The following is a 23,646-nucleotide window of genomic DNA, read 5'->3' as shown; positions in this document are numbered from 1 at the left end:
TGTTTTGTAGTGAAATTGATGCAAAATCTAAGAAATCTTGCTTTTGGGGTACGGCTCTGAATTTTGCGTAAATCAGATGCTGTACATTTTAACTCTTGAAATGGATTTTTTCAGAACCGACTAAATAACGCTTGTTCCGCTTTGCTATCGTCAAAAAATAATCATTGCTGAAAATATCAACAAAGATCAACAGCCCCTAGTATCTAAACACCTTACATTGACATTTCCCTCACCTCATAGCTGACAACGTTTAATGCTTCCATCTATTTTACAAATTTCTTCCAAGATAATTTTTCCTGCAGTTGGGTTTTCATTGTCAGAAAAGTAATCTGCGATTTCAATTAAATTGGAAATATCCTCATTAGGAAGTTCAATTGTATATTTAACGTGTTCTCCAACTTGAACAGATGAATTTTTATCATCAGACATCGCATGATAGGCAATGATTCTGGGAATTAGATTTTCTGGTGGAGTAACAGTAAACCCAAAACGTGAGGATAGCTTTTTGTAATGTTTCTTTAACATCTTTACACCACTTATTTTAGTCTCATAACTAGGCTCCCAGCCTTTAAATGTTGTTTCGAGAGCGAATTTCATAGAGGGATGTTTAGTCGATTGATGTGATTGTTCAGGAAACTTTTTGATACCTATTGATAAGTTAGGTAAAAACTCAAGACGCTTTTGTATTTCGTTGAAGGGAGCTTGCATGTGTTCGCCTTCATCAGCGATAGTTATAACTACAGGAGCTAATTTTTGAAGTTCTGAATTTTTTAGTTGCTCTATTTTATTGGAAATATAGCCATCATCTAGCGAAGCGCTAAAGGCGTAATATTGTGAAAATGTCTTTGTATTTTTTAGCCAGAAATCTAAAACAAAACGTCCGGAATTTGAGTGACCAGATAAAATACTAAACGGAGCAATTCGATATTTTGAGTTTACAAAAGGTACAACTTCTTCAGAAAGGTAACGCTCAAAAGGAGATGTTTTACCATCAATAGGTTTTAATTCTTTCCCTCGACTCTGAACACCAATAACGATAAATTTTGGTAATTGGTTAGAAATCAAATCAATGGTGGCTAGAGCAGGGAGTATATCCCTTTGTCCATGGAGTAAATAAATCGCTGGGTACCTTTGGTCGCTGCTTTCGTAGCCATGAGGAAGACTTACATATAATTGTCGGTTCTTACTCAGGGCTTTTGAGTCTAGCTTTACTTCTTTTGCAATCACTAAGTCAGCCGCATTAACAATGAAAGCTTGCAAGGTTAGCAAGCCGATTAATAATATCCTTTTCATCACACTCTCCATGTTGGAATATTCAAATAACATAACAGGAAAGCGGTTAAAAATTAAATTGCTCATTTTCTAAAATGAAATTTGAAGAAGTTTCAACTTTGTGGAGAGAGAAAGGGCAATCGTTTTTAATTACCCTTTGAGTTACGCAAGATATCGTATCGTGCACAATAAATTTGAAAGAAATTTAAACAGAAAAGTGATTCTATGCCCGATAACAACATTCAGGCATCAGGTTGTGATTAAATTACCATTTCAGGTACATCACCTTCAACCACTAACTTACCCGCCGTCTTAGATTGAATCTCTTCAATCGAAACACCTGATGCACGTTCAATCAAGTGGAAAGCGCCATCTTTGATTTCTAGTAAAGCTAAGTCAGTGATAACACGTTTAATGCAGCCGTAACCAGTTAAAGGCAACTCACATAAAGGTAACAGTTTAGAGTTACCACGCTTATCAGCATGCGTCATCATCACGATGATGTTGTCAGCGCCGGCAACTAAATCCATTGCGCCGCCCATACCTTTAATGAGCTTACCTGGAACCATCCATGACGCAATTGAACCGTTTACATCGACTTCAAATGCACCCAATACTGTTAGGTCAACATGGCCGCCACGGATCATAGCAAAGCTCTCAGCTGATGAGAAAAACGAAGCACCTTTAACTGCCGTAACGGTTTGCTTGCCTGCGTTGATGAGATCCGCATCGATTGTTTCTTCAGTTGGAAACTCACCCATGCCCAACAATCCGTTTTCAGATTGAAGCATAAGCTCCATGCCCTCTGGTACATAGTTCGCAACTAGAGTCGGGATACCAATACCTAAGTTGACGTAGTAACCATCTTTCAGTTCTTTAGCAACACGTTGTGCCATCTGTTCTCTTAATAATGCCATGGTGTTGCCTCCTTATGCTTGCTCTGATGCTTTGACGGTACGCTGCTCAATACGTTTTTCGAACGTACCTTGGATAACACGATCAACGTAAATGCCTGGCGTGTGGATATGATCAGGATCCAATTCACCCGGTTCTACAATATGCTCAGCTTCAACAACCGTAATTTTACCTGCTGTCGCCATCATAGGGTTGAAGTTTGAGGCTGTTTTACGAAAAACGAGGTTACCCATAGTGTCAGCTTTCCATGCACGAACTAAGGCAAAATCTGAAGTCAATGACGGTTCAAGTACGTAGTGACGACCATCAATTTTACGGGTCTCTTTACCTTCTGCAATCGGCGTTCCATAACCCGTCGCTGTAAAGAAGGCCGGAATGCCTGCACCACCTGCGCGAATTTTTTCAGCGAGTGTTCCTTGAGGCGTAAGAATTACATTGAGTTCGCCAGATAACATTTGTTTTTCAAATGTGGCATTTTCACCTACGTATGAGGCCATCATGGTGGCGATCTGACGTTTTTGAAGTAAAAAGCCTAAACCAAAATCATCAACGCCCGCATTATTCGAAATAGCCGTTAAACCATTGATGTCCATTTTGGTCATTTGAGCGATTAGGCCTTCAGGAATGCCGCACAAACCAAAACCACCAACCATAATCGTCATGTCACTTTTCAGACCATCTAGCGCTTCTTCGTAGCTACTAACTACTTTATTAAGTCCTGCCATAGGGTTTTCCTTTTATTCTTTGGTATTTTTTCTGTAGGGGAGGTTATCCCAATAATGCCTTAGCGACTTTTGAACCGTTTGTTCGTCCTAAAGCCTTACAAATCTTTTGCCCAACATGAGCCAGTTGCTCTAAATCAATATCTGTGTGTAAGCCCATACCATGAAGCATGTAAATTAAATCTTCGGTAGCTAAATTACCTGAGGCGCCTTTAGCATAAGGGCAACCACCTAAGCCTGCTACGGATGAATCAAAGGTGCTAATTCCAGTCTCTAAACACGCTTGAATATTCGCTAGAGCTTGACCATAAGTGTCATGGAAGTGCAGAGCAAGCTTTTCAACGGGCACTGTTTGCGCAACAGCTTCAAGCATCGCTTTTGCCTTTTTCGGGGTGCCTACACCGATGGTGTCGCCTAATGACACTTCATAGCAGCCCATATTGTGCAGTAATTCAGTGACTCGAGTGACTTCTGATATTGCAACCTCACCTTCATAGGGACAGCCAAGTGCACAAGAAACATAGCCACGAACGGGTAAGTTGTGCTCTTTGGCTAATTCCATTACAGGTTTAAAGCGAGCAATGGATTCTTCGATTGAACAATTAATGTTTTTCTGGCTAAACGCTTCCGACGCTGACCCAAAAATAGCAACTTCATCGGCATCCGCAGCAAGTGCTGCTTCAAGACCTTTTAAGTTTGGCGTTAATGCACTGTATTGCACGTCCGGTTTACGTGCAATTTGATCCATTACCGTAGCTGAATCGGCCATTTGTGGCACCCATTTTGGGGATACGAAACTGGCCGCTTCGATACGTCTTACACCAGCATCGGCAAGACCGTTAATCAGTGTTACTTTATCTTGAGTGCTAACGGCTGCTTCATTTTGCAAGCCGTCACGTGCTCCAACCTCAAAAATGCTCACTTGCATATTATTCGGCCTCTTTCATGTCTAAGAGTAATGAACCATCGCTAACCAAATCGCCTGGATGGAAGAAAAACTCAGACACAGTACCCGCAAATGGTGCTTCAATGGTGTATTCCATTTTCATGGCTTCCATGACTAATAAGCCTTGCCCTGCTTCAACTTCGCTGCCTACTTCGACAAGGTGAGTCACAATCGTACCGTTCATTGGTGCTTTGAGTTGATCCGTTCCAGAATCTTCTTGTTCAAGCTCTTGCGCTTTAACCGCTTTAAAGTGGAATTGTTGTGTATCTAAGAAAAGAGTGAAGTTTTCTTCAACTTGAGCAACTTGTATGTTGAATTGGTGATCGCCAAGTTGCACTTTGAGAAGATCGCCGTGAAGATCGCCTGAAACATGAACTTGTTCATCATCAAACTTCACATCAAAGCCAGCTACTGTTTCGCTGATATTGAGTTCAACCAATTGCTGAACATCGTCAAGCAAACGAACTTGATGTTGGTTGGTTTGATTGATTCTAAAGCCAGCTAGGGTATTCCAAGGTGACACGCTATCGTTTTGGTTTGCTAATGCAGCATTAGCAAGTTGTTTACGAAAAAGCACTTGGTATAAGCCTGCAATTGCCAGAACTTTATGATTTTCTGTTGCAGCAACGGCTAATAGTTCATCTCCGTATCGCTCAATGAAATCTGTACTGAAACTCTCGCCTGCAAAAGCAGGGTGCAGAATGATTGAACGCAGGAACGCAATGTTATGCTTAAGACCGACAATTTTGTAATCGTCTAACGCATTGACCATACGCTGCAATGCAAGGTTTCTATCTTCATCCCACACTATTAACTTAGAGATCATTGGGTCGTAGAAGTTTGAAATGACATCAGCTTCACGAATACCAGAATCGATGCGTACGTAATGGTTTTCAGCAGGTTCACGTAAGTAATCGAGTTTACCGCTCGCAGGTAAGAACTCGTTTTGCGGGTCTTCAGCGTAAACTCGAACTTCAAAGGAGTGGCCTTGAATGCGAATCTCATCTTGTTGTAATGGTAGAGTTTGACCTTCTGCTACTTTTAATTGCCATTCAACCAAATCTTGGCCAGTAACAAGTTCAGTAACAGGATGTTCAACTTGAAGACGAGTGTTCATCTCCATAAAGTAAAAACTGTTATCAGTATCAAGCAGAAACTCAACCGTACCTGCGCCGACATAATCAATGGCTTTTGCCGCAGCAACAGCCGCTTCACCCATTTGCTTTCTGAGTTCGTCAGATAAACCTGGTGCAGGTGCTTCCTCAACAACTTTTTGATGTCGACGTTGCACTGAACAATCACGATCAGACAGATAAACACAATTTCCGTGTTTATCAGCAAAAACTTGAACTTCAACATGGCGAGGTTGGCGAAGATAACGCTCCATCAATAATTTGTCATTTCCAAACGACGATGCAGCTTCACGGCGTGCAGAATCAATGGCGCCTTGAAGCTCAGCTTGGCTCTCAACAATGCGCATGCCTTTACCACCTCCGCCGTAAGCTGCTTTAATCAGTTGCGGGTAACCGACTTTGTGCGCTTCCGTTAGCAGTACGTCATTAGACTGGTCATCGCCATGATAACCCGGAACTAACGGTACTTTGGCGGCGGTCATAATCATTTTTGCAGCACTTTTACTGCCCATAGAATCTATAGCGTCAGAGCTTGGGCCTACGAATTCAATACCTGCTTGCTCACACTTATGCGCAAAATCCGCATTTTCAGATAAGAAACCATAACCTGGATGAATCGCTTGAGCACCGCTGAGCTTCGCAACGTTAATAATGGCGTCACCACGTAAATACGATTCAGCTGGGGCACTGCCACCTAAATAAAAAGCTTCATCAGCAGCGGCAACATGGCGAGCGTTAGCATCAGCATCTGAATATACCGCAACTGTTTTTACGCCCATTTTTTTGGCCGTGGCAATAATTCGGCAAGCGATTTCACCACGGTTTGCAATTAATAGCTTATTGAACATTATTATTTCGCTCCTAGCTCAGTGGTGTTTGCTTGTGCCCAATTCGGCTTACGTTTTTCAAAAAAAGCATTTAAACCTTCTTGACCTTCTTCGGATACACGAATGCGTGAAATCAAGTCGCTGGTGTGCGCTAGGGTATCCGAATTAATTTCACCACCTTCAAGATGTGAGATCAGCTTTTTACACCGATCCATACCTTGAGGGCTATTAGCCTGTAGAGCATCAATAATTGGTTGTGATGCAGAGTCTAAATCATCATCAATTTCATGAATAACTTGCAGTTGTAGTGCGGTTTCAGCAGTAAAACGTTCAGCCGTTAGCATGTAGCGGCGTGAAGCTCGGTTACCCATTGCACGAACAACATAAGGACTAATAACCGCTGGAATTAAGCCTAATTTCACTTCACTCAAACAAAAACTGGCACGCGTGTTAGCAATGGCGATATCGCAACAACAAATCAGACCTAAAGCACCACCAAAGGCGGCGCCATTCACTTGAACCAATGTTGGTTTAGGGAATTTATCTAAATCATGCATTAAGCGGGCTAGCTCATTGGCGTCGGTGAGGTTTTGCTCAAAGTCCATCTTAGCTTGCTTGCGCATCCAATTTAAATCGGCACCTGCGCTGAAGTTTTTGCCATTCGCTTTTAGTAGAAGCATTTGGCAATTTTTATCTTGAGCAAATAAGTCGAGTGCTGTAATCAGTTCAGATATCATAACTTCATCAAAGGCATTGTGCTTTTCAGCTCGATCTAAAATCAGTTTGCCGACACCTTTTTCCAAATCACATTGAATGTGCTGGAAGTTTTTTTCAGAATAAACGTTTGTCATCTCAACACTCCCTTACATGCGGAACACACCAAACTTGGTGTCTTCAATTGGTGCATTGAAAGCGGATGAAAGTGCAAGACCAACCACATCGCGAGTTTGTGCTGGGTCGATAATGCCGTCATCCCATAGTCTAGCGCTGGCATGATAAGGGTGACCCGCTTTGTCGTATTGTTCGACGATTGGCGCTTTAAAATCGGCTTCTTCTTGTTCTGTCCACGTTTGGCCTTTACGAGCCATACCGTCTTTTTTCACGGTTGCTAATACACCTGCGGCTTGTTCTCCACCCATTACTGAGATGCGAGCGTTTGGCCACATCCACATCATGGTTGGATCAAATGCACGGCCACACATGCCGTAGTTGCCTGCGCCGTAACTACCGCCAATTAATACGGTGAATTTAGGCACTGTGGCACAAGAAACGGCGGTTACCATTTTAGAGCCATGTTTAGCAATGCCTTCATGTTCGTACTTTTTACCCACCATAAATCCGGTAATATTTTGTAAGAACAAGAGTGGGATTTTTCGTTGGCAGCAAATCTCAATAAAGTGAGCGCCTTTTTGCGCAGATTCTGAGAATAGAATGCCGTTGTTGGCGATGATACCAACGGGATAACCATGAATTCGAGCAAAGCCACAAACGAGAGTAGGGCCATAGTTTGCTTTAAATTCATCAAAGTCAGAGTCATCAACAATACGAGCGATCACTTCTTTCACATCAAAAGGCTTTTTAAGATCAGTACCGACAATCCCGTACAGCTCTTCAATGCTATATTTAGGCGGCTTAACATCGGTAAGAGTGCTTTCGATTTCTTTTTTATGATTTAAGCGAGATACTGACTTTCTAGCTAATTCAAGTGCGTGCTCATCATTTTGTGCCATGTGATCTGCCACACCAGATATCTTAGTGTGAACCTCTGCACCACCGAGTTCCTCTGCAGTCACTTCTTCACCCGTAGCGGCTTTTACCAATGGTGGGCCAGCTAAGAATATGGTGCCTTGCTCTTTTACGATGATTGACTCATCCGCCATAGCGGGTACATACGCACCACCGGCAGTACATAAGCCCATGACCACAGCAATTTGCGGAATGCCTTTCGCTGACATTTTTGCTTGGTTATAAAAGATGCGACCGAAATGGTCACGATCTGGAAATACTTCGTCTTGCAGTGGTAAGAATGCGCCACCTGAGTCAACTAAAGAGATGCATGGAAGGTGGCAACGCTCAGCAATTTCTTGTGCACGAATGTGTTTTTTAACCGTAAGTGGATAATAAGTTCCACCTTTTACTGTTGCATCGTTGGCGATGATCATACATTCAACACCGCTTACTCGACCGATACCTGTAATAATGCCAGCAGCAGGAATGTTGGCATCGTAAACGTCATAAGCGGCAAATTGTGAGAGCTCGATAAATGGAGAACCTGGATCTAATAACTTTTCGATGCGTTCGCGGGGAGCAATTTTTCCACGGGAAAGATGACGTTGCATGGCGACTTCACCACCGCCTTGTTGAATCTTAGCGAGCTCTTGTTGCATATCAGCAACCAAGCCCGCCATATCATTATGTTTCTTTTTAAACTCTTCGGTACGAGTATTGATACGACTATTAATGTGTGTCACTGGCTTAATCCTTCAAAACAGAATCAGGAGCTGAAGAGCTCCTGAGATAAAGATGAGATTATTTTGTTTCGTTAAATAGCTCACGGCCAATGAGCATGCGGCGAATTTCTGAAGTGCCAGCGCCGATTTCGTAAAGCTTCGCATCACGAAGTAGGCGACCTGTTGCGTATTCGTTGATGTAGCCGTTACCACCTAATAGTTGAATTGCATCTAATGCCATTTTCGTTGCCAGTTCAGCACTGTAAAGAATCGCGCCAGCAGCATCTTTTCGAGTGGTTTCCCCACGATCGCAAGACTTTGCAACGGCATAAACGTATGAACGAGCGGCATTCATTTGGGTATACATGTCAGCCAGTTTGCCTTGAATGAGTTGGAATTCACCAATGGATTTACCAAACTGAACTCGGTCATGAACATAAGGAACAACAATATCCATACACGCTTGCATAATGCCTAATGGACCGCCAGCAAGTACAACTCGCTCGTAGTCTAGGCCACTCATCAAGACTTTAACGCCTTCGTTTAGCTTACCAAGAATGTTTTCTTCTGGCACTTCACAGTCTTCGAAAACGAGCTCACAAGTGTTTGAACCACGCATGCCGAGCTTGTCGAGTTTCTGTGCTGTTGAAAACCCTTTGAATGTTTTTTCAACAATGAATGCCGTAATACCGTGAGCACCTTTTTCGATGTCTGTTTTTGCATAGATAACAAAAGTATCAGCATCGGGGCCGTTAGTGATCCACATTTTATTACCGTTCAGAATGTACTTATTGCCATCTTTACGAGCATTAAGCTTCATTGAAACGACATCAGAACCTGCATTAGGCTCACTCATAGCTAATGCACCGATATGTTCACCTGAAATCAATTTAGGCAGATACTTTGCTTTTTGCTCTGCATTACCATTACGGTTAATTTGGTTAACACAAAGGTTTGAATGAGCACCGTAACTCAAGCCGATAGAAGCAGAGGCGCGAGAAATTTCTTCCATTGCGACAACGTGAGCAAGGTAGCCCATGTTGGCACCGCCAAGTTCTTCATCTACCGTTACACCAAGTAATCCCATATCGCCAAATACAGGCCACAGTTCATTAGGAAACTCATTTTCTTGGTCAACTTTTTCAGCTAAAGGCGCGATTTCATTGGTGGCAAACTGCTGTACTGCATCACGCAGCATATCGACGTCTTCGCCAAGTCCGAAATTTAGGCTTGAGTATAATGCGCTCATTTGTAGGGTCCTGTTATTTCAATTTTGTGATTTATTTCAATTTTTAACTGTTATTATTTTTTTGAATTCGACAATGATGCTCTGCACTGTTGTTCAGCTGAATTGAGTTCCATTAACACAACTTTAATGTCATCCATTTGCTGCTGTAGTGCTGCTTTTTTTTCTTCAATCAGTTCGATCATAGTATCCAGTTGACTGGTACTTGATTTATCAGCATCATACATCTCAAACAATCTGCGAGTCTCTGCTAAAGAAAAACCTAAGCGTTTACCTCTAAGGATTAACTTTAGACGTACTTTATCTTTTAAGTTGTAAACTCGAGTTTGACCTCTTCTTTGTGGTTTTAGTAAACCTTGGTCTTCATAAAAGCGAATGCTTCTGGTGGTAATATCAAACTCTTTTGATAAGTCACTAATAGAGTAGCTGCTAGGAGAATTACTGATTACGCTCATCGAATTGCCATTTCAAAAAATCATTTTGTAGCAAGGTACAGGAAGTTTACGTAAAGGTAAAGTTTTGAGAGGGCTGTCGAGAATGTCTCTTATTTTAAAATTAAATTTAGTTAATTTAAGTTGTTGATTTAGTTTAACTATGTTAACAAGTGGCTATTAATTATTAAAATGATACCTATGGCTATTAAACCTCCAGTTACGATTTATCATAAAAGTACTCGAGCTTCGATGTTCGAAGGTTTTGTTAGGCAAGGCATTCAAGCCATCCAGGTTGAAAACAAAACTTATTCAGTAACATTTGATAAAGTCGGGAACGCAATTGGGGGAGATACTGAATACAGTTCTATGTATCCGCGAGCACCACAACTTCAAATTAATACTGATAATCATAAGTCTCCGTCAGTCAAAGAAGTCATTCAATTTATGAATTGCAAGGATATGCATAGAGCATACATTGACGTTCAATCTCGCCGACTTGATGCTGAGAGATGTGACACGGATAAGTACGACGCTTTATGTCTTTCAGGAGGAGGGGTGCGAGGGTTAGCTTTCTCTGGAATCTTTAAGCAACTAGGAAAAGTACGATTAAGCAGAGATATTAAAGAGGTTTCTGGGAGTTCTATTGGGTCATTAGCGGCTTTGACGGTAGTGTTAGACATGGATCCAGATGAAATTTCTGACTTTGTTTATCACTCAATTCCAAAACCCAATGGTAAAAGTATATATAAAACTGTTTACGGGGCTCTAGAGTACAAACTTAAAGAGCACCAAAAAGACATTTATCATTTTTTACGAGGAAAAGGGTACCCGCTACTCAATGCTGAAGGTGAAGTTATTTCAGACCCAGGTACAGTAACAGCTTTACATCAAATGACTTTTAAGCAATTAGACTTACTAAAAACGGGCGTAGAGAAAGGTGAGCTTTATTTAACATCGGATTTAAGGCTAAAGCGCTTAATCGTAGTTGCTACAAACAAGAGGATTGGTAAGGAGGTTGAGCTATCTTTAAGAAACTCTCCAGATTTACCGATTGCAGATGCAATTAGAGCCAGTTGCGGTTATCCAGTTAAAATTGGTTCTAAAAAGATCAGCACTCAATTTATAAAAGACTCTGATATTGAAGTACGTGCAGCAGGAAAAGCACCTTATATTACTCTTGGTGACGGCGGTATTACTAATAACACTCCATACTTATACTTAGAAGAAAAACATAAGCTTGTAATTGCATTTAAGACAGCGCAGGAGCGTACCGAAAGGGACAAATTACTTTTAAGTGAAAAAATTGTTCAAAGCTTTCTGAAAACACCTGTCTATGAATTCGAAAACTTTGATATTAGCATGGCTGAGGCAGAACCATCAGTCGCTTTATTCTTTTTAGATAGTGACGTTGGTGCGACTCAAATTGAGAAAGCGGTGGATAACTTTCATTTGATTGAACTGGACGCAAGAAGGCAGTTTGAGCGTTTCGAGCGTGGAAGGAGAGTGATCAGAGACGTTACAAATGAAGGTAACGAACAACATGACAAACTTCCTCTGATTCGCAGTTTTCCAATTGATGGTGCATCAGCAGTTTCAGAGTCAGAAAGCCTACTTGATAGTTCACAACTTAAACGTCACTCCAATAATACTTTGCGCTTTTCTTCTTTAAATACACAAGAGTTAAGTGATCTAACTACTTCTGACGATGATGAAGGTAATGCTTCAGATTCCGAATGCAATCTGCAAAGTTCGCCTGGAACCGTTGATCTATCGTTTGATGCAACGAAAGGGTCAATGAGTGATCTTAGCGGAAAAGATTTTTTGAGTGAGCAAGCGAGTTCTAGCTCTACTTCCAGAAGCTCTGTAGGCGACAATTGGATATTGAGAGTAGCGGGGGAAGACCGAAGACCTTTAACAAAAAGTCGTACTTATGATGGAATTGCTGAAAAATATGAAAATGCTGCAATTCGAAGAACGAAAAGGCCAAGTTCAGCCACTGGTGAGATAAAAAAGTCTCATTCGTTTTTTTCAATGTTTAGGTTCAAGAAATGAACACAGGGTTAAGCTTTGTTCATCTATTTTACCTTTAGTATTTAATTTTACTAAAATTTCAATTTAATACATTAATCTTTACATCATGACCATTCATCGCGAGCACCCTATATAATCAGCATTCCGAATCCGTTTCATTGCCTTCTGAAGTATCAATCTGTCCAAGCCCCCTTTATTTCGGTTCAAAATGCTTTGCAGACAAATATCACTAAACTATTAAAAGGGACACAGAATTCATCGAATCCAGTAAAATCAAGAAGAGCACCGTTTACTCGTACTTCAATACTAAGCCCAAAGAATGATGATAGGCTTCAAAAAGAATCATTAAACCTAGAAAACTCAGTTGGGTACGTTTTCAAGCGCAGAAAAAAATTATCGGTAGCAAGGCAGAGCTTGCAGCAAGTAGTTAATCTACTTGCAAATGTTCTAACGCAGATAACGGCAATTTTAGCCAGCTTGTGAGCGTAGTGCGATTCACCCAATAGGTGATAATATTAAATCAGGTTATTAATTTACTTTCATGGGCTTAAAACGTCATTTACCGTTCAACTGAGTTTTTTTAGGTTAAAAGATAGATACTCTGATATTAGAGAGCATGATGAAAACAGAGAAGCCTATGAAAAAAAACCGACTGTGACCATGCATATTAGAGCAAAGAAACGGAGTGTGATTGGTTGGTGATGTACTTTTATTTCTATTTGTGAAATTTGTTTCCATTCGTATGCAATAGTCATACGCAGTTTTACTGAGTATAATCCGCCAAATTTGATTTTAATCGCACTAATTTTTGTAACATTATAAAATTAATGTTGATTTTTTGTTGAAAAATTACATCTTGAGCTCTAAATGCTCATGCGGGTTACTACGAATGAACAACCACTCTCCTAAACATGATATCGGGGTTATTGGCCTTGGTGTTATGGGAAAAAATCTTGCCTTAAATATCGCAGATAATGGCTTTACTGTTGCTGCTTTTGATCTTGATGGACAAAAAATAGAACAACTTATCAATCAAGCTCGGGTAGAAGAAGAAACATATAACATTCAACCAACAAACCGAATAAGTGGTTATTCGAATATTAAATCTCTAGTTGAGTCATTAACGCTGCCACGAAAAGTGTTGCTGTCAATCCCTGCTGGTAGACCCGTAGAAATGGTTTGTCAGGCGTTAATTAAAGCAGGGTTAGAAATTACAGATATCGTTGTTGATACGGGTAATAGCTTGTGGACTGATACGGTAGAAAGAGAAAAACAGTATAAAAATAACTTTATGTTTTTCAGCTCTGCTGTTTCTGGTGGAGAAGTTGGAGCTCGATTTGGCCCTTGTTTAATGCCAAGTGGTTCAGAAGACGCGTGGAAACACATAGCACCGATTTGGCAGGCGATAGCGGCCAAAGTTGATGCAAAGACAGGTTTACCAATAGAAAGAACTCAACCAGGCCAAACCATAAAAGAAGGTGAGTCATGCGCAGCTTATATTGGTGAAGCTGGAGCAGGCCATTATGTAAAAATGGTGCATAATGGTATTGAGTATGCTGACATGCAACTGATTTGTGAGGCTTACCATATATTGTCGACTGGTATTGGCTTCTCGGCATCAGAAATAGGTGAAATATTCGGCGAATGGAATCAAGGTAAACTGAACAGTTACTTGATGGAAATTACTGCCGATATTCTAAAACAAAAAGACTTAAAGACTGAAAAGCCATTAGTTGAAATGATTTTAGATAGAGCTGGTCAAAAAGGCACGGGGTTATGGACGGCAGTAAGCAGTTTACAAATAGGTGCACCAGCACCAACGATCGCCGAGGCCGTGTTTGCTCGTGCAATCAGTAACCAGAAGGCTATACGAATTAGATTAAACCAATCTACAGAACGAGTGGCACAATCTAGAATATCTGAATCTGAAAAATTACACATCATCTCAGATATTCAAAATGCACTGTATTGTGCGAAAGTATGTAGCTACGCTCAAGGCTTTCAGTTGATGGCTGCGATGGCAAAAGAACAAAACTGGCATTTGGATTTTGCTAACATTGCTAAAATTTGGCGTGCAGGCTGTATTATCCGTGCATCTTTCTTGCAGCAAATTACTCAAACTTTTGAGCAGCAAGCGGGTATTGAACATTTATTATTGTCTGAAACGTTCTTAGATGAGTTATCTAATGCTCAACACTCATGGCGTAAAACGGTGAGCTTTGCAGTGCTGAATGCTATTCCTACTCCTTGTATCAGCTCAGCATTAAATTACTTCGATGCATTTTCTACTGAAACATTACCTGCCAATCTGCTTCAAGCGCAAAGGGATTACTTCGGGGCTCATACATACGAGCGAGTTGACGCTAAAAAGGGTGAAAAGTTTCACACCGAATGGAGCTCAACAACTCGAAGTGAAATAAAGCTTTAATTACTCTCCTCAAATCAAGTCTTTGGCATTTGCTGAAGACTTGATATCTACATCAACACATCTTCCCCAATATCATAATCGGTATAAAAAGCAGGCCGGAAAATTCTTTCATATACTTCTCTGTACCCGAGGCTGTATTTTCGAAGGACTTCATAATGAAAAAAGCGTGTGTTATTGGGGCAGGTCTCTCGGGTTTATGTTCGATTAAAGAGTTAAAAAAAGTTGGCATTGATGTGACTTGTTTCGAAAAAGGCCACTATTTCGGATGTGGTTTGTCAAAACGAAATGATTCGGGCACCACTTACGAATCGTTAATGTTAGTAAAAAGTGGCACAGGCAAAAGAAGCAAAACTTAAGAGAAAAAAAGAATGAGGCTTATTGACTCTCAATAAAAAGCTTCGTTTATTGGTTAAATTACTCAGTATACGCTTTCATTAGAAAATACCGATCATGATCCTCTGTTACACCAGGGATTTTGCCGATAATCTCAAAGCCTAATTTTTGATAAAATGCTGGGGCTTGAATGGATAGCGTATCAACTTGAGCAGTAATGCATCCTCTTTTTTTTGCCTCAACTTCTGCTTGCTCCATTACTTCACGACCAAACCCTTTGCCACGATGAGACTCGTCAGCCCAAAGCACTTCAACAAGAAACTGTTTATATATGGTTCTTCCCGAAACACCCGCAACGATTTTCCCTTCGTTATTTTTTAAAGTGACGGAAAGCGGGCTCGATTTTTCTGTACCTAGCTTTTGAAAATTGTATTTACGTACACCATCAACAAGATCGGAAAAAAGAGATTTATCTTCCTCGTGTTTAATTTCCATTACCATATCCATATTCAATCCCTAACTAAAATTCGTATCCGATTTGAAGGTTGTTATTAACTTGATTGCGTAAATCAGGTTTTGCTCAGTTAATGCCAAAAGAGGCTGTTCCTTCAGCTAAAGAAAACCCTGAAATAGAACTCGTGGAAGTGAGTCAACAAGGTTTAACACGATTTCAAAATAATTTCTTTTGATCAGTCTATACCCATGATACCTGAAGATGCTCGATTTCAGCGAGAATGCACAGCTTGTTAATCAAGGCAACAGTGTGCGGCAATAGTGAGCTATTGTTAGCACTGGCAACACAGAGTAACACGCTGTGCAACTCGCACTGCGTGGACTTCTCAGCGACAATTCTTCTTTGTTACATTAGCTCGAAAGAATCCCGATATTCCCTCGCTAATGCGCCTCAAAGAATTGGCGCTGAGAAAGTCCTGAAACATGCATCTTCAGGTATCATAATGGTATATAAAAAAGTTAGTACAAGTAACTTAAACTAAAACATACGCTTGTTAGCAGAGTGAGCTTGCTGGTGGATTCTAGAATACTGTTAAACTCTTTACCAGATGCATTTTCGAAGCGCTTACTGATGATTTGGGCATAAAAGACCCAGATGCCTGTAAATAGAACGGGAAATCCTTTCCATAATCCTAAGAAATAACTAAAAAATAGTAAAGCATAAGCACCGAGTATCATGGCTCGGTACATTGGAGAACACATTTCTTTAGTGAGTTTAACAGCAAGAGTATGTTTACCTGCTTTAATATCAGTTTTAATATCTCGAGTGTTATTAGTGAACATAATGGCGGCGTTTAATAACCCAAATATGGCCCCCATAACCCAAGATTGCATTGAGGTGTCTTGAGTCTGTAAATAATAACTACCTACTACTGCGATAGGCCCAAAAAACGCGAAAACAGTTACTTCTCCTAAGGCAAAGTTAGCCAGCGGATATTTTCCTCCACTGTAGAGCAGGGCGCAAATAATCGATAGTAGCCCTAAAATCAAAATCCAAATATCGCTATGTGTGACTAATATTAGTCCTGAAATAATCGCTAATGATATTGAGGTGATTATGCCTAATTTCATTTTTGTAGGTGAGATAAGACCTGACTGGCATGCTCGCAAAGGACCTAATCGTTCGTTGGTATCAACCTGATGTTTATGGTCGAAATAATCATTTGCAAAATTTACTGTAATTTGTAAACAAAGTGCACAAATGAAACTACTAATGGCGATGAGCCAGCTATATTCACTTGAATGGAAAGCTAAAGCATTTCCAACTAAAACGGGACTGAATGAGGCGATAAGGGTTTTAGGGCGAATGGCGATGATCCAAGGATTCATTGAAACAACTGGTTAATTTTAAATGTGCGTTATTGTACTGTTTCTCTTTAAGGTTGTAACGTTAATGATCATTGCGATTAATGGTTATTTGGTTCAAGATACTAGTACTTACCTTTAACTTTATTGGTTTATGTCAAAAGCATTAACAAATTTATTATCGATCTTATCTTTAGAAAAGCTGGAAGAAGGTTTTTTTAGAGCGCAAAGTCAGGATTTAGGTTTTGGGCATCTATTTGGTGGCCAAGTTTTAGGACAAGCGTTGAACTCCGCCAAGCAAACAGTTCCCGAGGGGAGATTGGTTCATTCCTTTCACAGTTACTTTTTAAGAGCTGGGGATCAGAAACTTCCTATTATTTACGATGTCGAAAACATGCGAGACGGTGGTAGTTTCAGTGCTCGCAGGGTAAAAGCAATTCAAAATGGTAAACCGATTTTCTATATGACATGCTCATTTCAGGGGATGGAAGACGGCTTTAATCATCAGAATGAAATGCCAAAGGTCAAAGGGCCTGAAGGGTTACTCAATCAAACTGAGTTAGCGAAAACGCTTGTAGATGTACTGCCTGAGTCAACGTATAAAAAATGGACGGCAGAATCTCCCATTGAAATGCGCTATGTTGACCCTCAAAACCCTTTAAAGCCTGAGCCTACAGATGCGAAACGATATATTTGGTTAAGAGCGAATGGTGAAATGCCAGATGATCCTAAAGCTCATCGTTATTTATTAGCTTATGCATCAGATTTTAATTTTTTACTTACAGCAGCTCAGCCTCATGGCGTTTCTTTTCTAACACCCGGGACAAAGTTTGCAACCATAGATCATTCAATGTGGTTTCATCGACCATTTGATTTAAATGAATGGCTACTATTTAGTATCGAAAGCCCTAGCGCAGGTAATGGACGTGGTTTCGTTAGAGGTGAATTTTTTAATACCAAAGGAGAGTTAGTTGCTTCAGCAACCCAAGAAGGGTTGTTTAGAATGTCGACTAAAAAATAAGATTATGAAAAAGTTTTTTTTAATGTGTTGTGCTTTGTTTCTTACGGCCTGTGTGACAGTTGAACCGCCAAAACCTGTAGAAGTAAGTGGTGCTGCAGGTTATCGGGAAAAAATAGCATTACCAATGGGAAGCTCGATGACCATAGCAGTTATAGATCTTGATACGCCAGGTGCGATTATTGCACAAAAGAACTTTAATGTTGCAGTAACCCCTGTTCCATTTAAGTTTATTCTTCCGGCTAAAAGCGTCAAAGATGATGTGAACTACGGTGTCGTTGCGTTAATTAAAAATGGCAATAAAGTGCTATTCCAGACTTATGATAGATACCCAGTGATTAACAACGGAAAAAATACCGTTGAAGTCATTATGAAAATGGTTAAATAACTCTTAATGGAGAGGAAAGTCTTCCTCTCCATCTCCAAACTGTATATACCCATATATGATACCTGAAGATGCTCGATTTCAGCGAGAATGCTCAACTTGTTAATCAAGGCGACAGTGTGCGGCAATAGTGAGCTATTGTTAGCACTGGCAACGAAGAGTAACAAGCTTTGCAACTCGAACTGCGTGGACTTCTCAGCGCCAATTCTTCTTTGTTACATTAGCTCGAAAGAATCCCGATATTCCTTCGCTAATGCGCCTCAAAGAATTGGCGCTGAAAAAGTCCTGAAACATGCATCTTCAAGTATCATGGGTATATTTGTAAATCACCTGCTCTAAATAATCATTATTTATTATCATTTTGTGAGTAATGTGATGGGTTCTTATCTTTAATTCTTAAGCTTGTGATATATAATGTCGCACGTATTCGAGCAATACACGTTTGAACATTAATACTACTGACCGAATTTTCCTTATTTTTAAAGGATTCTAAAAACTGCGCAAACAAAACGCGCGCATGAAGGAAAGGTTGAACGTTAGTTTGTTGTTATAAAAATAATTACTCTGAGAGCAAATTAACTTTTATGTTATCTATTAAGCGCTTTATTATTTTTCTTGTACTTTCCGTGGCCGGTTTGATTTGGTTTTATGCCGATCAGTGGTATCGAAGTTACTTATTTGAGCGCTATTATAATTCCACCGAATACTCTGTTAATGAATATCAAGCAAAGCTCAGCGCTGTCATTAATCAACGTCTAAAGTTAGTATCTAGTCTTGCACACTTTGTTGAAAGTGAGTTGCAAAGCGACCCCACGTATAGTGATTCGAGTCGACAGCATATCGACAGTTTTATGTCAGCGCTTTATCACGCCAATGAAGGGTTAAGAGCGTTTACCATTGCCCCAAACTTTATTGTTAATCAAGTTTACCCCGTTACCAGCAATGAATCTGCTATAGGTCATAACTTAAAAGATCCAAGCACGCCTTTTATCTATGACGCTGTTGATCTTGCTGTTACAGAAAATATCGTCACGCACTCTCAACCTTATGAGCTGGTTCAGGGTGGGTTGGGGTTAGTTGCTCGGTTACCTGTTTTTAGAGATGATCAAGTGTGGGGAGTTGTTTCAGTTGTCTTAGATATAGTTACGACACTAGAAAATGCGGGTGTCATTGGGCCGAGTTCGGAGTTTGATTTTGCATTTAGGAGTGACAACGGTAATGTTTTTTTTGGTGACCCAACTATTTTCGATACAAGTTCCTTAATTCGCAAAATAAAGCTACCTTCTGGGTACTGGGAAATAGCGGCTCAACCAAGAAATACTGAGAGTGGAATTGAGTGGCAGGCGAATCTGTTTGGGATTTTTCTAGCGGCGTTAATTTTACTTATTTTAGGTGCCTTGTATTCATTTTACCAGCACGTCTATCTTGCTGAACGGTCTTACCGTGAGCAAGAAAATGAACTTGCAGATTCAAAAGGGCTGATCAGTGGAGTTGTTGGAAGTAAATTAAGACAAACTAGGCCCACCTTTATCACACCTGCAATTGCAACGATTGCCATTCTATTGGCTTGTATTGCCTTTTTTTATTTTATTCAAACTCAAAATAAACAACAAGATTCTCAAGAGTTAACATCAAACCTTGAAGTTGTCGTCAATGAGATTGGTAGCCAAATTAATGCGAACCGAGATTATCTTGAAATTTTAGCTGAGGAACTGGGCTCAGGAACTCTGTCGATCAATTCATTTGAACAAAAAGCTGCTCGGTATGTAAAAGATCACCCCGGAATCATAAATATCACATTTGCAGATGAGTCTTTTACTATTCGTAATACCGCTCCATATGAACAAAATAAACAAGTCATTGGATTAAAATTATCATTAGCTGAGCCTGAAAGAGCCTCTCGTCTTGCCAAAGAACTGAAAATGACGGTATTTACTAAGCCTTTTGTGGTGATTCAAGGTAAACCGGCGTTTGAATTTTATGTACCTGTTTATCGTGGAGACAAGTTTTTAGGCACTTTAGGTGCGGTTTATTCGATTCCGAATCTAGCGGAAGAAATGATTCTTTCTAATTTAAGCTCAAGATACAACATTAGCTTTTTAAATGAACGAAGAAAGCCAATCTATACGTTGAGCGATATTGAACATTCAATGCGTTTAGCACACAGTGTTCCCTTTCCTTATCTTAACCAGAGTTTATGGCTTAAATTTTCGGTAAAGCAATCGCACTTCAGTAACGGTATGCAGCTTATTCTGCTGGTTATTTTGTTGTTCATAAGTGGAATCGTATTCAGTTTTTGGTTGCAATTTAAAGAAAGTGCACGTGTGTGGCAGACAGGGAAATCTCTTCTTGAGTCACAACAGCACTTTCATTCAATTGCTCATTCAGCGCCCATTGCCGTCGTCATTACCCAACCAGAATCCGGCAAAATACTCTATGCAAACTTAAGGGCGGAAGAACTTTTATCTTCTTTAGGTAAAGCCGTTGTGGGGCAGAATATTCGTGATTTTTATGCGAATCCTGATGACAGAAAACTGTTTATTGATCTCATGATTCATAAACAAAGAGTGGACGGCTTTGAACTGAAAATAAAAACAGAAAGTGGTAGGTACGTTTGGGGATCTCTGTCCTCTAAAATGGTGGATTACGCTGAAGGAAAAGCATTAATTACTTCGGTAACGGATTTAACCCAGCAAAGAACATATCAAGATCAACTCTATAAGAAAGCAAACTTTGATGAACTTACCGGTCTGCCCAATCGCGGAATGGCATTTGAGCGCTTAACAAGTGCAATTAATATCGCAAAGCAAAATCAAGACAAAGTAGTATTAATGCTACTGGATTTAGACGATTTCAAAAAAGTAAATGACAGCTTTGGCCATAATGCGGGCGATAAATTACTTAAACAAATTTCAAAACGCATTCGTGGCGTTATTTCTGAATACGATACCATTGGGCGGCTTGGGGGAGATGAATTTGTCATCATACTTACAGCGCCTGATTCAGTAAAAAATGCAGAACAAATTGCCCATGAAGTCATTGACCTTTGCTCTCGTCCTGTCTTAATTCAACACTACGAAGTTGTAGTTGGTTGCAGTATCGGTTTAGCTTGTTTCCCGCAAGATGGTAATGATTACGAGACTCTCACTAAAAATGCTGATGCTGCGATGTACGAAAGTAAAGTCAATGGCCGCAATGCATTATGCTTCTACTCGAACAAAATGAGTCAAGACATTCAACAACGCTTGCTTATGGAAAATGAGCTTAGACAAGCACTTAAACGTGATGAACTTTATATTGTTTACCAGCCTATCATTGATGGTGATACTGGTCGTGTTATTGCGGCTGAGGCATTAATGAGATGGCAAAACGATCGCTTAGGTAATGTTTCTCCAGAGCAATTTATTCCTTTGGCTGAATCTTTAGGATTGATCAGTACGTTTGGTGAATGGCTGTTAGATCAGGCTTGTCATCAAGTTAAGAGATGGCAAGAAATTGAAAATGGTCCTGAATACGTTTCGGTAAACGTATCAAGCCGTCAACTTCGTAATGATGTAATTATTGAAGACGTAAAACTCGCACTGACATTACATCAGTTGCCAGCTTCAGTGCTAGAGTTAGAGCTAACGGAATCTGCTCTTATTGAACATACAGAAGAAAACGAGCGAATTTTTGACACACTTCACCAAATGGGCGTGCGACTTGCTGTAGATGACTTTGGAACAGGTTACTCATCATTAAATTATCTGAGACGTTTTTCATTTGATACACTTAAAATCGATCGTTCGTTTATCGGTGATATCCCAGATAAAAAAGATGCGATTGAACTTGTTCAGGCTATTCATTCAATGGCGACAAGCATGGGTATGAAAATTGTTGCAGAAGGTGTAGAAAACAGAGAACAACTCAGCTTCTTACAAGAGCTAGGTTGTGATGCTATCCAAGGTTATTACATTTCTAAGCCTTTGAGCAAGCAAGACATAATATCGTTTTGTAGTAAGAAACAGCAGCAAGTAATCACTATCATTGAAAGCGTTAAAAAGGAAGAAGGCAGCCTAATTTGATTGAAAAGCATCAGCAGCAATTATTCTCGTGGCTTCTCGAAGATAATCAAAGAATGCAAGTCCTCAAAACAGTCGAGACTGTTGCTGATGAATTTAAACTTGGTGATTGCTGGATTGCAGCGGGTTTTGTAAGAAACTTAATCTGGGATAAATTACACGGTTATGATTCTAATGCTTTAAACGATATTGATGTTATTCACTTTTCAAAAGGTGAAGACACGAGTTTTGACTTGGCTCTGCAATCTAAATTAACACTCATTCAACCATACTTACCTTGGTCAGTAAAAAACCAATCTTTAATGCATACACGAAACGGTGACGCTCCTTATATATCCTGTTCGCACTCAATGACTTTTTGGCCTGAAATTGAAACGGCTGTAGCAGTGAGATTGTTGAGTGGTGAACTACAAATAAATTCACCTTTTGGTCTGGAAAGCTTGTTTTTACTCAACCTTACTCACAACCACAAACGTCCTCGCACATTGTTCAATCAAAGATGTGAGCAGAAAGAATGGCTAACCATATACCCTAAATTGAAGGTTTTAAGTTAATACATTCAATCCAACCTTTTTGTTGTCAATTTAATCGCACAGATGTCTTTTTGACTTTAAAAACATGATCTAAATCATGTAAACGATGGTTCTTAATAATGCTAAATCAAGCATTTGACTTGGATCAATATTACATGCCGATGAGTCTGGCAAATTAGCACCTAAATGTGATGGAAGTTAAAAATATACTAATTCATTTTAATGAATATGGAGTTAAATGATGAACAAACGTTTCGCTAAAGGTCTAGTTGCAGCAGCACTTCTTTCTGCAGGTTTTGCAGCTCAAGCACATCAAGCTGGTGACATTATTGTTCGAGCTGGTGTGGCTACTGTTGCACCAAATGAATCGAGTCAAGATGTAGCTGGTCTAGGTGAGTTCGGTGTGAGTAGCAATACTCAGCTTGGTTTGAACTTTGGTTACATGATAACAGACAACTTTGGTGTTGAACTACTTGCCGCCACTCCATTTTCTCACGACGTTTCACTAAAAGGCGTTGGTAAAATTGCTGAAACTAAGCATTTACCACCAACCTTAGTTGCCCAGTACTACTTTGGTAATTCAAATTCTAAATTCCGCCCATACATTGGCGCAGGTGTAAACTTTACAAATTTCTTTGATAACCATTTCACAAAGAACGACGCAGCTGCACCGTTAGGGCTAAACAACCTGAGCATTGAAAACTCTTGGGGATTAGCGGCTCAAATTGGCGCAGATTATCAAGTGAATAAGAAGTGGCTGGTTAATGCTTCAGTTTGGTATGCAGATATTGGAACTGATGTTAAGTTTAATTCTACAGCGTTGAATGCTGATGTGAAAATCAAAACAGACATCAACCCATGGGTATACATGGTATCGGTTGGTTATACGTTCTAAGTTAGTTTTAAATAGCATCAATGAGCGCTACTTTAATGTAGCGTTTTTTTTGTTTGCCCAGCGAAGCTGGCAAACACGACAGGTTGAAAGAAACCTGTATCGCCCCGACTGAGGGGAAGATAATCCGAATGGCAAGGGCGTTGTTGGCTAACGGCAGGGTCTGAAGGAAGCCATAGGAAGTTAGAGGAACACAGCGAAA

Annotated in this window: 20 protein-coding genes; 8 read left to right on the top strand and 12 right to left on the bottom strand. The window is 40.1% G+C overall.

Features of this window, described 5'->3' with window-relative positions; translation table 11 throughout:
- Window positions 1-234 precede the first annotated feature (234 nt).
- From JQC92_RS14915 to JQC92_RS14875, 9 genes are all read right to left on the bottom strand, one after another.
- On the bottom strand, window positions 235-1,293 hold the full coding sequence (locus JQC92_RS14915) for an alpha/beta hydrolase (protein ID WP_205000379.1): 1,059 nt from the start codon (window positions 1,291-1,293) through the stop codon (window positions 235-237).
- A gap of 239 nt (window positions 1,294-1,532) precedes the next feature.
- Window positions 1,533-2,189, bottom strand: coding sequence for a 3-oxoacid CoA-transferase subunit B (locus tag JQC92_RS14910; protein WP_205000378.1), 657 nt, complete (start codon window positions 2,187-2,189; stop codon window positions 1,533-1,535).
- Between the two features lie 12 nt (window positions 2,190-2,201).
- The gene (locus JQC92_RS14905) at window positions 2,202-2,912 is read right to left on the bottom strand and encodes a CoA transferase subunit A (RefSeq protein WP_205000377.1); all 711 of its coding nucleotides are present in this window, start codon (window positions 2,910-2,912) and stop codon (window positions 2,202-2,204) included.
- Between the two features lie 43 nt (window positions 2,913-2,955).
- Window positions 2,956-3,837, bottom strand: a complete 882-nt coding sequence (locus JQC92_RS14900; RefSeq protein ID WP_205000376.1) for a hydroxymethylglutaryl-CoA lyase — start codon at window positions 3,835-3,837, stop codon at window positions 2,956-2,958.
- Between the two features lies 1 nt (window position 3,838).
- Entirely contained in the window at window positions 3,839-5,836 is a 1,998-nt protein-coding gene (locus JQC92_RS14895; RefSeq protein WP_205000375.1) for an acetyl/propionyl/methylcrotonyl-CoA carboxylase subunit alpha, read from the bottom strand.
- 2 nt (window positions 5,837-5,838) lie between these two features.
- Window positions 5,839-6,666, bottom strand: a complete 828-nt coding sequence (locus JQC92_RS14890) for an enoyl-CoA hydratase-related protein (RefSeq protein WP_205000374.1) — start codon at window positions 6,664-6,666, stop codon at window positions 5,839-5,841.
- 12 nt (window positions 6,667-6,678) lie between these two features.
- The gene (locus JQC92_RS14885; protein WP_205000373.1) at window positions 6,679-8,286 is read right to left on the bottom strand and encodes a carboxyl transferase domain-containing protein; all 1,608 of its coding nucleotides are present in this window, start codon (window positions 8,284-8,286) and stop codon (window positions 6,679-6,681) included.
- A gap of 58 nt (window positions 8,287-8,344) precedes the next feature.
- Entirely contained in the window at window positions 8,345-9,514 is a 1,170-nt protein-coding gene (locus JQC92_RS14880) for an isovaleryl-CoA dehydrogenase (protein WP_205000372.1), read from the bottom strand.
- Window positions 9,515-9,567: 53 nt separating this feature from the next.
- Window positions 9,568-9,966: a MerR family transcriptional regulator gene (locus JQC92_RS14875; protein WP_129946971.1), complete on the bottom strand. Its 399-nt coding sequence runs from the start codon at window positions 9,964-9,966 to the stop codon at window positions 9,568-9,570.
- 177 nt (window positions 9,967-10,143) lie between these two features.
- On the opposite strand from JQC92_RS14875, the gene JQC92_RS14870 reads away from it, so the two are divergent.
- The 3 genes from JQC92_RS14870 (at window position 10,144) to JQC92_RS14860 (ending at window position 14,760) form a co-directional block, all read left to right on the top strand.
- Window positions 10,144-11,997, top strand: a complete 1,854-nt coding sequence (locus JQC92_RS14870; protein ID WP_205000371.1) for a patatin-like phospholipase family protein — start codon at window positions 10,144-10,146, stop codon at window positions 11,995-11,997.
- Between the two features lie 868 nt (window positions 11,998-12,865).
- Window positions 12,866-14,404 (top strand): NADP-dependent phosphogluconate dehydrogenase, encoded by a 1,539-nt coding sequence (gene gndA / locus JQC92_RS14865; RefSeq protein ID WP_205000370.1) that lies wholly within the window; start codon window positions 12,866-12,868, stop codon window positions 14,402-14,404.
- A gap of 155 nt (window positions 14,405-14,559) precedes the next feature.
- Window positions 14,560-14,760: an NAD(P)-binding protein gene (locus tag JQC92_RS14860; RefSeq protein ID WP_205000369.1), complete on the top strand. Its 201-nt coding sequence runs from the start codon at window positions 14,560-14,562 to the stop codon at window positions 14,758-14,760.
- A 58-nt stretch (window positions 14,761-14,818) separates the two neighbouring features.
- Here JQC92_RS14860 and JQC92_RS14855 read toward each other — a convergent pair whose 3' ends face one another.
- Window positions 14,819-15,232 (bottom strand): GNAT family N-acetyltransferase, encoded by a 414-nt coding sequence (locus JQC92_RS14855; protein WP_420851322.1) that lies wholly within the window; start codon window positions 15,230-15,232, stop codon window positions 14,819-14,821.
- Window positions 15,233-15,709: 477 nt separating this feature from the next.
- A complete protein-coding gene (locus tag JQC92_RS14850; protein ID WP_205000368.1) occupies window positions 15,710-16,579 on the bottom strand; it encodes a 1,4-dihydroxy-2-naphthoate polyprenyltransferase in 870 nt (289 codons plus the stop codon).
- A 130-nt stretch (window positions 16,580-16,709) separates the two neighbouring features.
- Here JQC92_RS14850 and tesB point away from each other — a divergent pair, with 130 nt between their 5' ends.
- The 5 genes from tesB to ompW all read left to right on the top strand — a co-directional run bounded on the left by tesB (window position 16,710) and on the right by ompW (window position 23,447).
- Window positions 16,710-17,576 (top strand): acyl-CoA thioesterase II, encoded by an 867-nt coding sequence (tesB, locus tag JQC92_RS14845; RefSeq protein WP_205000367.1) that lies wholly within the window; start codon window positions 16,710-16,712, stop codon window positions 17,574-17,576.
- 4 nt (window positions 17,577-17,580) lie between these two features.
- Entirely contained in the window at window positions 17,581-17,961 is a 381-nt protein-coding gene (locus JQC92_RS14840; RefSeq protein ID WP_205000366.1) for a YbaY family lipoprotein, read from the top strand.
- A 581-nt stretch (window positions 17,962-18,542) separates the two neighbouring features.
- The gene (locus JQC92_RS14835; RefSeq protein ID WP_205000365.1) at window positions 18,543-22,022 is read left to right on the top strand and encodes an EAL domain-containing protein; all 3,480 of its coding nucleotides are present in this window, start codon (window positions 18,543-18,545) and stop codon (window positions 22,020-22,022) included.
- A complete protein-coding gene (locus JQC92_RS14830) occupies window positions 22,019-22,573 on the top strand; it encodes a nucleotidyltransferase family protein (RefSeq protein WP_239480582.1) in 555 nt (184 codons plus the stop codon). Before JQC92_RS14835 ends, JQC92_RS14830 begins: the two co-directional genes overlap by 4 nt.
- 217 nt (window positions 22,574-22,790) lie before the next feature.
- Complete coding sequence (gene ompW, locus JQC92_RS14825) at window positions 22,791-23,447, top strand: outer membrane protein OmpW (RefSeq protein ID WP_129946961.1); 657 nt, start codon at window positions 22,791-22,793, stop codon at window positions 23,445-23,447.
- 7 nt (window positions 23,448-23,454) lie between these two features.
- Here the strand turns inward: ompW and JQC92_RS14820 are convergent.
- Window positions 23,455-23,646 (bottom strand): hypothetical protein (locus tag JQC92_RS14820; RefSeq protein WP_205000364.1); only part of this gene is annotated, 192 nt, incomplete at its 5' end.

Origin of the sequence: Parashewanella hymeniacidonis, assembly GCF_016900895.1 — a bacterium.
Classification (GTDB): Bacteria; Pseudomonadota; Gammaproteobacteria; order Enterobacterales; family Shewanellaceae; genus Parashewanella; species Parashewanella hymeniacidonis.
The sequence above is the reverse complement of the archived record's forward strand: the minus strand, read 5'-3'. Positions and strand labels throughout refer to the sequence as shown.

What these genes read in the sequence shown, in the direction of transcription:
- JQC92_RS14905 (WP_205000377.1), bottom strand. Translation starts at nt 2,912, where the DNA reads ATGGCAGGACTTAATAAAGTAGTTAGTAGCTACGAAGAAGCGCTAGAT.
- JQC92_RS14850 (WP_205000368.1), bottom strand. Translation starts at nt 16,579, where the DNA reads ATGAATCCTTGGATCATCGCCATTCGCCCTAAAACCCTTATCGCCTCA.
- JQC92_RS14910 (WP_205000378.1), bottom strand. Translation starts at nt 2,189, where the DNA reads ATGGCATTATTAAGAGAACAGATGGCACAACGTGTTGCTAAAGAACTG.
- JQC92_RS14835 (WP_205000365.1), top strand. Translation starts at nt 18,543, where the DNA reads ATGTTATCTATTAAGCGCTTTATTATTTTTCTTGTACTTTCCGTGGCC.
- JQC92_RS14860 (WP_205000369.1), top strand. Translation starts at nt 14,560, where the DNA reads ATGAAAAAAGCGTGTGTTATTGGGGCAGGTCTCTCGGGTTTATGTTCG.
- JQC92_RS14855 (WP_420851322.1), bottom strand. Translation starts at nt 15,232, where the DNA reads ATGGAAATTAAACACGAGGAAGATAAATCTCTTTTTTCCGATCTTGTT.
- JQC92_RS14915 (WP_205000379.1), bottom strand. Translation starts at nt 1,293, where the DNA reads ATGAAAAGGATATTATTAATCGGCTTGCTAACCTTGCAAGCTTTCATT.
- gndA (WP_205000370.1), top strand. Translation starts at nt 12,866, where the DNA reads ATGAACAACCACTCTCCTAAACATGATATCGGGGTTATTGGCCTTGGT.
- JQC92_RS14840 (WP_205000366.1), top strand. Translation starts at nt 17,581, where the DNA reads ATGAAAAAGTTTTTTTTAATGTGTTGTGCTTTGTTTCTTACGGCCTGT.
- JQC92_RS14880 (WP_205000372.1), bottom strand. Translation starts at nt 9,514, where the DNA reads ATGAGCGCATTATACTCAAGCCTAAATTTCGGACTTGGCGAAGACGTC.
- JQC92_RS14895 (WP_205000375.1), bottom strand. Translation starts at nt 5,836, where the DNA reads ATGTTCAATAAGCTATTAATTGCAAACCGTGGTGAAATCGCTTGCCGA.
- JQC92_RS14900 (WP_205000376.1), bottom strand. Translation starts at nt 3,837, where the DNA reads ATGCAAGTGAGCATTTTTGAGGTTGGAGCACGTGACGGCTTGCAAAAT.
- JQC92_RS14890 (WP_205000374.1), bottom strand. Translation starts at nt 6,666, where the DNA reads ATGACAAACGTTTATTCTGAAAAAAACTTCCAGCACATTCAATGTGAT.
- ompW (WP_129946961.1), top strand. Translation starts at nt 22,791, where the DNA reads ATGATGAACAAACGTTTCGCTAAAGGTCTAGTTGCAGCAGCACTTCTT.
- JQC92_RS14875 (WP_129946971.1), bottom strand. Translation starts at nt 9,966, where the DNA reads ATGAGCGTAATCAGTAATTCTCCTAGCAGCTACTCTATTAGTGACTTA.
- JQC92_RS14870 (WP_205000371.1), top strand. Translation starts at nt 10,144, where the DNA reads ATGGCTATTAAACCTCCAGTTACGATTTATCATAAAAGTACTCGAGCT.
- tesB (WP_205000367.1), top strand. Translation starts at nt 16,710, where the DNA reads ATGTCAAAAGCATTAACAAATTTATTATCGATCTTATCTTTAGAAAAG.